This is a genomic window from Pseudomonas sp. KT_2_4 (assembly GCF_041410225.1).
GTDB lineage: Bacteria > Pseudomonadota > Gammaproteobacteria > Pseudomonadales > Pseudomonadaceae > Aquipseudomonas > Aquipseudomonas paracarnis.
The window spans coordinates 409,447-422,016 of the sequence record NZ_CP166962.1 but is presented as its reverse complement, the minus strand read 5'-3'; the positions used below and the strand labels follow the sequence as shown (position 1 = coordinate 422,016).

The following is a 12,570-nucleotide window of genomic DNA, read 5'->3' as shown; positions in this document are numbered from 1 at the left end:
GCCTCACACCCGCGATCAAACTGTGGGAGCTGGCTTGCCTGCGAATGCGGCCTGCCAGCCGACACTTATCTACCTGAGGCTCCGCAATCCAAATGTGGGTGGGCTGGGCCGGCATTCCGGCTTTTCCAAAGTGACCCGCTGTCAGAGCGCAACGCTAAGTGGCCATTACCGCAGGAATGGAGATGTACCCAATCCAACCGTGTTGACTGTCAGGCCGCATTCGCGAGCAAGCCCGCTTGTATGCTAGGACTTGAAGGGAGGAGAAGGGACAAAGCCCGATTCTGACTGTTGACGCAGTACAGACCGTGGGAGATTTCGCCCCTCCTCCTTTCACCCAAGCGCCGATAAAGAATGCATCTGGCTATGACCGACGATAGGAACAAGCCTGCGCCTCTGGGTGAGCCCTTCAAGTGCTCAAAACCTTAGCCCGGAGGAAGCCCCATGGCAATGCCAGTTTCTGTCTCAAAGCCAATCGTAGGCGTCGATGTCGCTAAGAATGAACTGGTGATTTATCACGCTGAAGTCGATCTGTTAGAAACAATCCCAAACACCAAAGCCGCTATCAAAAAATGGCTGAAGGCCTTGTCCTGCAAAGTGGCCATCGCAATTGAAGCCACCAATATCTACCACTTGGAGTTTGCTGATCTAGCTCATGAAGCTGGTTGCGTGGTTTACATGGTTGGAGGTTATGAGCTCAAGCATTACCGCGAAAGCGTGAAGATCCGGGCCAAGACCGATGCTTTGGATGCCAAGTTGCTCGTCCGCTATTTGAGAAAGGAGGCAGACGAACTGCGTCCCTGGACACCTCCATCACCGCTGTATCGCCATCTTCTAAGCCTGTTTCGTCGGCGCGCAGCCTTGGTTCAGGCGCGCGTCAGCCTGACGCAAAGCTGGGCGAACGAGCCGCTTCTTAAGGCCTCGTTTGCCGAGCAGGTGAAGTCGATGCAGAGACTGGAAGGGTTAATCGAAAAAATGATCAGTGACTGCCTGAAAGAAGCAGGTTTACTGGGTCAGTTGAAGCGTTGCTTGAAAGTCGAAGGCATCGGTTTTTTGACTGGCGCGCGTTTGATTGCCACCTTCCAACGGGGAGAGTTCAGGAATTCGGACGCGTTTATCGCCTTTCTTGGTATGGATTTGCGCGTCAACAAGTCAGGACAGAAGGATGGTCGTCGTAGTTTAAGTAAGCGCGGCGACTCAGAAGCTCGGCGCCTGCTGCATAACGCAGCGATGGCGGCTAGCCGAACAGAGACATGGAAAGCGTTTTATCAAGCACAGAGGGCGCGAGGCTATAGCACCACACAGGCGCTGGTAATACTGGCCCGCAAGCTTGCTAGGGTGGTGTTCGCTCTGCTGAAAGGGCAAAGCGAATATCAGCCAAAAGTTGGTTGAGGGTTGCCCCTCAACCATAGAATCTCCCACAGCTTGAACGCGGGGCGTCAGGTCGATAGGCGTTGGCTGGCAGGCCGCATTCGCAGGCAAGCCAGCTCCCACAGTTTGATCGCGCAGCGTCAGGTAGATAGGTATTGGCTGGCAGGCCGCCACGGGAGCAAGCTCCCTCGCCACAGATGCAACTGTGTAAGTACCCATGGCAGCAAGCCTGCTCCTACATGAGCGGTTATTGCTGAGTGAGTTGAGTCCACAACGCCGGTGCACCGGCTGCCTTGGCGATCGCTTCCAAGCGTGCCGCATGCTCGGCCAGGTCCTGCTCGCTGGCACGGATGATCGGCGTCGGCTTGCGATCAGCTGGCAAGCGGCGGATTTCCGAAGGGCGGTTGCCCGAGCCTTCCGCCGAACCGCTGCCATCGGATGCATTACCGGCCAGGGACAGGCTGGTCTGCCCGCCGGTCATGGTCAGGTAAACGTCGGCCAGGATCTCGGAGTCGAGCAAGGCGCCGTGGAGTTCACGGCCGGAGTTGTCGACGCCATAGCGCTTGCACAAGGCATCGAGGCTGTTGCGTTGGCCCGGGTGGCGCTCGCGGGCCATCATCAAGGTATCGAGGATCGTACAGTGCTGGGAGATGTCCGCACGGTCGGTCTGCCCCATCAGGGCAAATTCGTTATTGATGAAGCCGATGTCGAACGCCGCGTTATGGATGATCAACTGGGCGCCATTGATGAATTCGAAGAACTCATCGGCCACTTCGGCGAAGCGCGGCTTGCCCTTGAGGAATTCGTCGGTGATGCCGTGGACGCCAATCGCGCCCTCATCACTGTCGCGGTCCGGTTGCAGGTAGACGTGGAAGTGGCGGCCGGTCAGGCGGCGCCCCATCAATTCGACACAGCCGATTTCGATGATCCGGTGACCATCGGTCACCGGCATGCCGGTGGTTTCGGTATCGAGTACAACAGATCGGATGGCCATCAGGGTTCAGCTCTCAACGGTTCGGTACAGTTCAAGGGGCGGGATATTAGCACGCTCTGTAAACGAAGCGCCCATGGCACCCAGCCACCGGTGGACACCCAACAGTTATTTACAAGATTTCGCAAACTTGCTGCGGATTGCTACGCCCCTCATCGCTAACCTGCGCGCCTCCTCCAGATACGGAATTCCCTGACTCATGTTCAACCTGAAATGGCTGTTCATCCCCTGCCTGCTCAGCGCTGCCGGTGCGCAAGCCACCAGTTTCGTGATGACCACTGACGCCTTGGTGAGCCTGTCGATGAGTGCCACGGGCGGCACCAGCAGCAGCTTCAAGGACGACAAGATTGTGCTGGCAGCCAAGGCCGATGCCGCCTCGTTTGTCGCAAGCGAAGGTGCAATACGCGGTGCCCAACTAGAGTCAGCCTTGCGGCATATTCGCCAGACGAGAGTGGACCTGCGATACACGGACGAACAACTCGCCCGTGCGATCCTGGCTCTGTAAGCGACAACAATCACGGGATCTTTGTGATCAGGCCAACGTCTGCCTGCCTGAAGCTCAATGCCGTGCTGGTAGATTCGCCACACGCGATGGCGGCGGTGAAGCAGCGGCTCGAGCGGCCGCTGCGGTGTCGCTGACTCAGCTCTGCTTGTAGCCGCGCACTTCATCCACGCCACGGTTGGCCAACTGGTCGGCGCGCTCGTTGCCAGGGTGGCCAATGTGCCCGCGTACCCATTTCCAGGTGATGTCGTGACGGTTGCACTGTTCATCGAGCAATTGCCACAGGTCGGCGTTCTTGACCGGCTCCTTGGCCGCTGTCTTCCAGCCACGTTTTTTCCAGTTGACCATCCACTCGTTGATGCCCTTCATCACGTACTGCGAGTCGGTCACCAGGAGTACGTTGCAGCGTCGCTTGAGTTCTTCGAGGCCGCGAATCGCGCCCATCAGTTCCATGCGGTTATTGGTGGTATTGGCTTCGCCGCCCCACAATTCCTTCTCCACGCCCTTGCACACCAGCAAGGCGCCCCAGCCGCCCGGGCCGGGGTTGCCCTTGCAGGCGCCATCGGTGAAGAGTTCTACGCTATCGGTCATCGGTTATTCGGCCTGAAATCAAAAAGAGGTTTTACGGTTCGCGTTGTTCGCGGTTGACCTTGGCCAACGGCATCGGCACGAGCTTGCCGATCGGCTCGCGGCGCACTTGTTGCACCGGTCGCAGCCCGACCACGATCTTGCGTGCAACCAGCAAATAAAAGCCGCCACCCGACAGCTGCCAGGCCCCTGCGCGGCGTTCCCAACCGGCCAGGCGGCCCTGCCACTTGGCCGTCGCAAGCGGCGGACGATAGCACCCGAAGCGCCGTTTCTCCAGCGCGAAGCCCAGCAGGTTGAGCCAGTCGCCCACCCGTGATGGCGCGATGCAACGCGCCTGACGCAGTCCGTCATGGGCGAACACACGGCGCAGGCCCCAACTGCTCCAGGGGTTGATGCCGACAATCAGTAAATGGCCACCAGGGCGCACGCTGCTCGCCGCTTCGCGCAACAAACCGTGGGGCGACAGGCAGAAATCCAGGCCATGCTGCAACACCACCACATCGGCGGCGTGTTCGCTCAACGGCCAGGCCTGTTCCTCGCAGACGATTTCCACACCTGGCAATGGCGCGCCCAGGCGTACATTGCGTTGCACCTGCGGTGCCGAGGGCGGCGTGTCGGCCGACGGCCCGTAATGCACCAGGTAGCCCCCAAAGAACCGGCCCAGCTCGTCTTCGAGCATGCGCCGCTCTTCTTCCAGCAAAAACTGCCCAATCGGCCCGGACAACCATTCGCGGGCGGCGCTGATCAGGGCCAGCCACTCAGGATCGGCCTGGGCGAACGCTTTATCAGTCATTGCATTCTCCAACTCGCCTAGACGTTCTAAGATGCACCAATGTGTTCAGCTTGGCGAATCGAAGAATGATACAGATCAGTGCCCTACCCGCCTTCACCGACAACTACATCTGGTTGTTACAAGACCCCACGACCCGGCGCTGCGCCGTGGTCGACCCCGGCGATGCCGCGCCAGTACTGGCCTGGCTCAAGCAGAATGCCGAGTGGCGCCTCAGCGACATTCTGGTCACCCATCATCACCATGATCATGTGGGCGGTGTGGAGCAACTGAAAACTGTCACCGGCGCCACGGTCTACGGCCCGGCCAACGAAAAGATCCCGGCGCGGGATGTGGCCTTGCAGGATAACGACCGTATCAGCGTGCTGGGCTGGGACTTCGACGTGTACGCCGTGCCTGGCCACACCCTCGGCCACATCGCCTTTTACCACCAGGGCGTATTGCTGTGTGGCGATACCTTGTTCGCCGCGGGTTGCGGTCGCCTGTTCGAAGGCACACCCGAACAGATGTACAACTCTCTGGAACGCCTGGCCGCCCTGCCCGCCGATACGCAGGTGTACTGCACCCATGAATACACGCAAAGTAACTTGAAATTTGCCCAAGCCGTGGAACCGCACAACGCCGACATCGCCGAACGGGTGGAAAATGTCGCCCAACTTCGCGCCCGTGGTGAGATGACGCTGCCCTCCAACCTGGCCCTGGAAAAACGTACTAACCCTTTTCTGCGCACCGCTGAAACATCCGTTAAACAAAAAGCGGACGAACGGAACGGCCGCGACAACCGCTCTGGGGGCGAGGTGTTTGCTAGCTTGAGGGCTTGGAAAGATAAGTTCTAACCAGATGCAATCTGATACGTAATTTCTGAATGGTTGACCGGAACCAAAGCGCTTTCTAGAATCGCCCGACATTTTTGCCCGGAACTTACTTCCAGCCAATGTCGTCATCTATTCGTAAATCCATTTCTTCAGACGCATTGACCCGCCTGGCTCAAGCCGTGGCGGTGGCCGTTTCCGCGACTCTGGCGGGCTGCCAATCGACCAATTACGCTGCACAATCCACCGTGCAACCCAAACCGAATCTTGCTGCCAAGATCAAGCAAAAACCTATTTGGCTATCAGAGAAGCCCAGCCCCGAAGTACCCCAGGACGTCTGGGAACGCATGCGTCGGGGCTTTCAATTGCAGGACGGTGTCGGCGTCAACCCGCGCATCGAGCAACAGCGCCTGTGGTTCGCCAGTAACCCCTCCTTTCTGGAGAATGCCGGCGAACGCGGCAGCCTCTACATTCATTACATCGTCGAACGCCTTGAAGAACGCAACATGCCCCTGGAACTGGCGCTGCTGCCAGTGATTGAAAGTGCCTACAACCCAATGGCCTATTCGCGCAGCGATGCGGTCGGCTTGTGGCAGTTCATTCCCTCCACCGGGCGCTACTTCAACCTGCGCCAGACCCGCGCCTACGATGGCCGCCGCGACATCACCGCCTCCACCACCGCCGCCCTGGACTATCTGACGCGTCTGCATGACATGTTCAACGGCGACTGGCTGCTGGCCCTGGCGGCCTATAACGCCGGCGAAGGCACGGTCAGCCGGGCAATCGAGCGCAACGAAAAGCTCGGCCTGCCCACTGACTACTGGAACCTGCCCCTGCCTCAGGAAACCAAGGACTATGTGCCCAAATTCCTGGCCTTGTCCCAGGTGGTACTGGCGCCCGAGGCCTATGGCGTCAACCTGAACCCGATTGCCAACACACCGTACTTCGAAGTAGTTGAAGTCAAGCAAAGCATGGACCTGTCACGGGTTGCCGCGCTGGCCGAGATCGACGAAGACGAACTGTTCCAGCTCAACCCGGCCTTGAAACAACGCACCACTCTGGATGGCCCCCAGCATCTGCTGGTACCAACCTCCAAGGCCCAACTGCTGACCAGCACCCTTTCGACGATGAAGCCGGAAGAATTGCTGAGCATGCGCCCCAAGAAGCCGGTGTTCGACGAAGTCGAGACCAAGGCGGTTGCCGGGCGTACCCGCAGCTACAAGGTACGCAGTGGCGATAACCTCACGCTGATCGCCAAGGCCAACAAGGTTGACGTGCATGACCTGCAGCGCTGGAACAAGCTCAACGGCCAGGCGCTCAAGGTCGGCCAGACCCTGGTGATGCAGGACACGCGTAAAGTCGCGGCGAAAAAACCGGTGCAGTACAAGGTCAAGAAAGGTGACTCGCTGTACATGGTGGCCAAGCGCTTCAACGTTGAGATGCAACACCTCAAGCGTTGGAACCCGCGCACCGGCCAGGCATTGAAGCCAGGGCAGATGCTGGTGGTTTCCGGGCCGCGCTAATACCTCGGGGAGAGCTGGCTTGTGTGGGAGCTGGCTTGCCTGCGATGCAGGCACCTCGGTCTATCAGTCAGACCGCAGTGATGCTATCGCAGGCAAGCCAGCTCCCACATTTGACCTTCACACCGTCCAATAGCTCGCAGTGCGCAACATGGCCTTCCCGACAGCCTTTTTCCAACCGGAACAAGCTGTTACTGTACCGATCATAAAGCCCAAGCCGCCTGGATCGGATCTCTGACTTGAAGCGTCCCCTCCTTCTACTAATAAGCCTGGCCTTGAGCTTTGCGGCGAACGCGACGATCACCGAGAGCCACGGTTATGCGCAGTTCGGCACACTCAAGTACCCGGCCAAATTCACCCATTACGATTGGGTAAACCCTGCAGCGCCCAAAGGCGGGACGCTGCGGGTGATGGCATTTGGCACCTTCGATACGCTCAACCCCTACACCTTCAAGGGTTCAAGCCCGGTTTCCACCGCCAACTTCCTGCAGTACGGCGTCAACGAGCTCAATGAACCCTTGATGGTGGGCACCGGGCAATACGCGCCGTCGGGCGATGAACCCACCTCCAGTTATGGCCTGATTGCCCAGTCGGTGGAATACAGCGAGGACCGCAGTTGGGTGGTGTTCAACCTGCGCCCCGAAGCACGCTTTCACGACGGCAAGCCGATCACAGCCGATGACGTGGCGTTCTCCTATCGCACCCTACTGACCGAAGGCCACCCGCAGTACCGCACCAATCTGCAAGAAGTGGCACGGGTCGATATCCTCAACCCCCACCGTATCCGCTTTGTGTTCAAGCGCGCCGGCAACCCCTTGCTGATCCTGCGCCTGGGCGAGTTGCCGGTGCTGCCCCAGCACTATTGGAAAAACCGTGATTTCAAGGCCACCACCTTCGAGCCGCCCCTGGGCAGTGGGCCTTATCGCATCACCAAGGTTGCGCCTGGGCGGCAACTGATGTTTGAACGGGTCAAGGATTACTGGGGCAAAGACCTGCCGGTCAACCAGGGTTTCTATAACTACGACAAGGTTGAAGTGGAATTCTATCGCGACAGCGACGTGGCCTTTGAAGCCTTCAAGGCCGGTGAATTCGATATTTATATCGAGCATCAGGCCAAGAACTGGGCCACCGGTTACAACTTCCCGGCGGTCAACCGCGGCGATGTGATCAAGGCGCAGATCGCCCATCAGATCCCCACCCAGAGCCAGGGCCTGTTCATGAATACCCGGCGACCGGCGTTCAGCCAGGCCAAGCTGCGTGAAGCCCTGGGGTTGATGTTCGATTTTGAATGGACCAACCGCACGCTGTTCAGCAGCGCCTACAAGCGTTCGGTGAGCTATTACCCCAACAGTGAATTCTCGGCCACCGGTCTGCCCGTGGGCCATGAGTGGTTGATGCTCTCGCCCTACCGCGACCAACTGCCGGCCGCGCTGTTTACCCAACCGTTCAGCCTGCCGCACACCGATGGCCGTGGCATTCCCCGCGAAACCCTGCGCCAGGCCCTGGCCCTGCTCAGCGAGGCCGGCTGGAAACTGTCGGGGCAGCGCCTGCTGGACAAGGGCGGGCAACCGCTGCGCCTGGAAATCCTGTTGGTCAACCCGAACCTTGAGCGCATCCTGCAACCTTATGTCGAAAATCTGACCCGCATCGGCATCGACGCCCGCTTGCGCACCGTTGACCGCGCACAGTACAAACAGCGCCTCGATCAATTCGATTTCGACATGATTCTGATGACTCTCAACCAGACCTTGAGCCCCGGTCTTGAGCAGTGGCAGTACTTCCACTCCAGCCAGGCCGCAATCAAGGGCAGCAAGAATTACGCCGGTATCGCCAACCCGGTGGTCGACCACCTGCTGGACCAACTGCTGGCGGCGCAGACCCGCGACGAACAACTGGCTGCCGGCCGCGCCCTGGACCGGGTGCTGCTGTGGCAGCACTACAGCATTCCCAACTGGTACCTCAACTATCATCGCCTGGCGTACCGCAACCGGTTCGCCTTCGTCACCACGCCGCCCTACAGCCTGGGCCTGAGCGCGTGGTGGCTGAAAGCTTCGGAGAAAGCCCAATGATGTCCTTGCGTACTACCCTGCTCGCCAGCCTGTTGCTGTGCACCGCGGCGCACGCCGCGCCGCAACATGCGCTGACCCTCTACAACGAGCCCCCCAAGTACCCCGCCGACTTCAAGCATTTTGACTACGTAAACCCCGACGCCCCCAAGGGCGGGACCTTCCGCGAATCGGCCATGGGCGGCTTCGACAGCCTCAACCCCTATATCAGCAAGGGCGTGCCGGCAGACAACCTGCCGCTGATCTACGACACCTTGGCCATGCAAAGCCTGGACGAACCCATCACCGAATACGGCCTGGTGGCTGGCAAAATCGAAAAAGCCCCGGACAACAGCTGGGTGCGCTTCTACCTGCGCCCCGAAGCGCGCTTCCATGATGGCCACCCGATCCGCGCTGAAGACGTGGTGTTCACCTTCCAGACCCTGATCAAGGAAGGCAACCCGCTGTACCGCAACTACTACGCCGACGTCGATGAAGTCGTGGCTGAAGACCCGTTGCGCGTGCTGTTCAAGTTCAAGCGCACCAACAACCGCGAATTGCCGCTGATCCTGGGGCAGTTGCCAGTGCTGCCTAAACACTGGTGGGCGACCCGGGATTTTTCCAAGGGCAATCTGGAAGTCCCCTTGGGCAGCGGGCCTTACCAAGTGGCGGAGGTCAAGCCAGGCCGTATGATTCGCTACGAGCGGGTCAAGGATTATTGGGCCAAGGACCTGCCGGTCAATAAGGGCTTCTACAACTTCGATACCCGCATCACCGATTACTACCGCGACAGCACCGTCTCCCTGGAAGCCTTGAAGGCCGGGCAGTTCGACTACTGGTTGGAGTTCAGCGCCAAGAACTGGGCCAATGCCTACAATATTCCAGCGGTGAAAGAAGGCCGTTTGATCAAGGAAGAAATACCCAACGGCAACCCCACCGGCATGCAGGGCTTCGTGTTCAACATGCGCAAGCCGATGTTCCAGGACGTGCGGGTGCGCAAGGCCATCAGCCTGTTGCTGGATTTCGAATGGAGCAACAAACAGCTGTTCAACGGTGCCTACACCCGTACCCGCAGCTATTTCGAAAACTCGGAAATGGCCGCCACCGGCCTACCCGGTCCGGACGAGCTGGCGATTCTCGAGCCGCTGCGCGACAAGATCCCTGGCGAAGTCTTCACCCAGGCATTCGAACCGTCCCACACCGACGGCAGCGGCATGATTCGCACCCAACAGCGCGAGGCCTACCAACTGCTGCAAGAAGCGGGCTGGAAGATCGTTGACGACAAAATGGTCGACAATACCGGCAAACCGGTGACCATCGAGTTCCTGCTGGCCCAGACCGAGTTCGAGCGCATCCTGCTGCCGTTCAAGCGCAACCTGGCGGACCTGGGCATCGACCTGGTGATTCGTCGGGTGGACGTCTCGCAGTTCGTCAACCGCCTGCGCTCCCGCGACTTCGACATGCTGGTGGGCAGCTTCCCGCAATCCACCTCGCCGGGTAACGAGCAGCGCGAGTTCTGGAAATCCTCCAGCGCCGACAAGCCCGGCAGCCGCAACTACATGGGCCTCAAGGACCCCGCCGTCGACCAGTTGGTGGAAGAGTTGATCGACGCCGGTTCGCGGCAAAGCCTGATCGCCCACGCCAGGGCGCTGGATCGCGTGCTGCAGTTCGGCTACTACGTGATTCCCAACTGGCACATCAAGACCTTCCGCGTGGCGTACTGGGACCACCTGGGCCACCCCAAGGTCTCGCCACGCTACGACGTCGGCACCGCCACCTGGTGGGCTAAACCCGACGTCAAACCGGCGGTATCCCTCGACACCACGCAGAACGCCGATGCGGCGAGCGGAGGCGATTGAATGCTGGCCTATATTGTTCGCCGCCTGTTGCTGATCATCCCCACGCTGTTCGGGATCTTGCTGATCAACTTTGTCATCATCCAGGCCGCTCCCGGCGGCCCGGTGGAGCAAATGATCGCCAAACTCGAAGGCTTCGACGGCGCCACCAGCCGCATTGCTGGCGGCGGCGCCGAAGTTGCGGTGGCCGGTTCCACCTACCGTGGCGCCCAGGGCCTGGACCCGGCGCTGATCAAGGAAATCGAAAAGATGTACGGCTTCGACAAGTCGGCGCCGGAACGCTTGTGGATCATGGTCAAGAACTATGCCCAGCTGGACTTCGGTGACAGCTTTTTCCGGGACGCCAAGGTCATCGACCTGATCAAGGAGAAGATGCCGGTGTCCATTTCCCTCGGGTTGTGGAGCACCCTGATCATGTACCTGGTGTCCATCCCCCTGGGGATCGCCAAGGCCACGCGCCACGGCAGCCATTTCGATGTGTGGACCAGCTCGGCGATCATCGTCGGCTACGCGATACCGGCATTCCTGTTTGCGATTCTGCTGATCGTGGTGTTTGCCGGTGGTAGTTATTTCGACTGGTTCCCCTTGCGCGGGCTCACCTCCAACAACTTCGAGGAGTTGAGCTGGGGCGCCAAGATCCTCGATTACTTCTGGCACCTGGCGCTGCCCGTCACCGCCCTGGTGATCGGCAACTTCGCGACCATGACCCTGCTGACCAAGAACAGCTTTCTCGACGAGATCAACAAGCAGTACGTGGTCACCGCCAAGGCCAAGGGCCTGACTAACCGCCGCGTGCTGTATGGCCACGTGTTCCGCAACGCCATGCTGCTGGTGATCGCCGGTTTCCCTTCGGCCTTCATTGGCATCTTCTTTACCGGCTCGTTGTTGGTGGAGGTGATCTTCTCCCTCGACGGCCTGGGCCTGATGAGCTTTGAAGCGGCGATCAACCGTGACTACCCAGTGGTGTTCGGCACGCTGTTTATCTTCACCCTGCTGGGGCTGATCGTGAAACTGATCGGCGACCTCACCTACACCCTGGTCGATCCGCGAATCGACTTTGCCAGCCGGGAGCATTGAGATGAACCTGTCCCCCCTCAATCGCCGCCGGTTCGAGCGGTTCAAGGCCAACAAACGTGGCTGGTGGTCGCTGTGGCTGTTTCTGGTGCTGTTCGTGCTGAGCCTGGGCGCCGAGTTGATCGCCAACGACAAGCCCCTGGCGGTGCACTTCGACGGCGGCTGGTACTTCCCGGCGCTCAAGCGCTACCCGGAGACTACCTTCGGCGGTGAATTCCCGCTGGAAGCCAACTACAAGAGCCCGTATATCCAGGAACTGCTCAAGGCCAAGGACGCCTGGACCTTGTGGGCGCCGATTCCGTTCAGCTACCAGAGCATCAATTACGACCTGAAAGTCCCGGCCCCGGCGCCGCCGTCCTCGGTCAACCTGCTGGGCACCGATGACCAGGGGCGCGATGTGCTCGCGCGGGTGATCTACGGCTTTCGTGTATCGGTGCTCTTCGCCCTGACCCTGACCATACTCAGCTCGATCATCGGCGTGATTGCCGGCGCCTTGCAGGGATTTTATGGCGGCTGGGTCGACCTGGCCGGGCAACGTTTCCTGGAGATCTGGTCCGGCTTGCCGGTGCTCTACCTGCTGATCATCCTGGCCAGCTTCGTGCAACCCAACTTCTGGTGGCTGCTGGGGATCATGCTGCTGTTTTCCTGGATGAGCCTGGTGGATGTGGTGCGCGCCGAGTTCCTGCGCGGGCGCAACCTGGAGTACGTGCGCGCGGCGCGGGCGCTGGGCATGCAGAACGGCGCGATCATGTTTCGTCACATCCTGCCCAATGCGATGGTCTCGACCATGACCTTCCTGCCCTTCATCCTCACCGGCGCCATTGGCACCCTCACCGCCCTGGACTTTCTCGGCTTCGGGCTGCCGGCAGGTTCGCCGTCGCTGGGTGAGCTGGTGGCCCAGGGCAAGTCCAACCTGCAAGCGCCGTGGCTGGGCATGAGTGCCTTTGCGGTGCTGGCGATCATGTTGAGCCTGCTGGTGTTTATCGGCGAGTCCGCTCGCGATGCGTTCGACCCGAGGAAATGA

11 protein-coding genes are annotated in these 12,570 nt (G+C 59.8%); 8 read left to right on the top strand and 3 right to left on the bottom strand.

What is annotated here, in order from left to right:
• Positions 1–447 precede the first annotated feature (447 nt).
• Positions 448–1,389, top strand: a complete 942-nt coding sequence (locus AB9N64_RS01945) for a transposase (protein WP_172832683.1) — start codon at positions 448–450, stop codon at positions 1,387–1,389.
• 226 nt (positions 1,390–1,615) lie between these two features.
• Here the strand turns inward: AB9N64_RS01945 and dnaQ are convergent, their stop codons facing one another.
• Positions 1,616–2,356 (bottom strand): DNA polymerase III subunit epsilon, encoded by a 741-nt coding sequence (gene dnaQ, locus AB9N64_RS01940; RefSeq protein WP_164692278.1) that lies wholly within the window; start codon positions 2,354–2,356, stop codon positions 1,616–1,618.
• A 202-nt stretch (positions 2,357–2,558) separates the two neighbouring features.
• Here dnaQ and AB9N64_RS01935 point away from each other — a divergent pair, with 202 nt between their 5' ends.
• Positions 2,559–2,864 carry a DUF2388 domain-containing protein gene (locus tag AB9N64_RS01935; protein ID WP_003190695.1) on the top strand — a complete coding sequence of 102 codons (306 nt, stop codon included), beginning with the start codon at positions 2,559–2,561 and terminating at the stop codon, positions 2,862–2,864.
• 135 nt (positions 2,865–2,999) lie between these two features.
• Here AB9N64_RS01935 and rnhA read toward each other — a convergent pair whose 3' ends face one another.
• Both rnhA and AB9N64_RS01925 read right to left on the bottom strand, forming a co-directional pair.
• On the bottom strand, positions 3,000–3,452 hold the full coding sequence (gene rnhA / locus AB9N64_RS01930; protein ID WP_003173571.1) for a ribonuclease HI: 453 nt from the start codon (positions 3,450–3,452) through the stop codon (positions 3,000–3,002).
• A gap of 31 nt (positions 3,453–3,483) precedes the next feature.
• Complete coding sequence (locus AB9N64_RS01925) at positions 3,484–4,242, bottom strand: class I SAM-dependent methyltransferase (protein ID WP_003190694.1); 759 nt, start codon at positions 4,240–4,242, stop codon at positions 3,484–3,486.
• Positions 4,243–4,307: 65 nt separating this feature from the next.
• On the opposite strand from AB9N64_RS01925, the gene gloB reads away from it, so the two are divergent.
• From gloB to AB9N64_RS01895, 6 genes are all read left to right on the top strand, one after another.
• Positions 4,308–5,075 (top strand): hydroxyacylglutathione hydrolase, encoded by a 768-nt coding sequence (gene gloB, locus AB9N64_RS01920; RefSeq protein ID WP_060767550.1) that lies wholly within the window; start codon positions 4,308–4,310, stop codon positions 5,073–5,075.
• A gap of 98 nt (positions 5,076–5,173) precedes the next feature.
• A complete protein-coding gene (locus tag AB9N64_RS01915) occupies positions 5,174–6,574 on the top strand; it encodes a transglycosylase SLT domain-containing protein (RefSeq protein ID WP_020301567.1) in 1,401 nt (466 codons plus the stop codon).
• Between the two features lie 236 nt (positions 6,575–6,810).
• On the top strand, positions 6,811–8,640 hold the full coding sequence (locus tag AB9N64_RS01910) for an extracellular solute-binding protein (protein ID WP_371359921.1): 1,830 nt from the start codon (positions 6,811–6,813) through the stop codon (positions 8,638–8,640).
• Positions 8,637–10,475 carry an extracellular solute-binding protein gene (locus AB9N64_RS01905; protein WP_014718254.1) on the top strand — a complete coding sequence of 613 codons (1,839 nt, stop codon included), beginning with the start codon at positions 8,637–8,639 and terminating at the stop codon, positions 10,473–10,475. The genes AB9N64_RS01910 and AB9N64_RS01905 overlap by 4 nt, the downstream gene beginning before the upstream one ends.
• Positions 10,476–11,549: a microcin C ABC transporter permease YejB gene (locus AB9N64_RS01900; RefSeq protein ID WP_060767548.1), complete on the top strand. Its 1,074-nt coding sequence runs from the start codon at positions 10,476–10,478 to the stop codon at positions 11,547–11,549. It abuts the gene before it with no gap.
• 1 nt (position 11,550) lies between these two features.
• Positions 11,551–12,570, top strand: a complete 1,020-nt coding sequence (locus AB9N64_RS01895) for an ABC transporter permease (protein WP_003190688.1) — start codon at positions 11,551–11,553, stop codon at positions 12,568–12,570.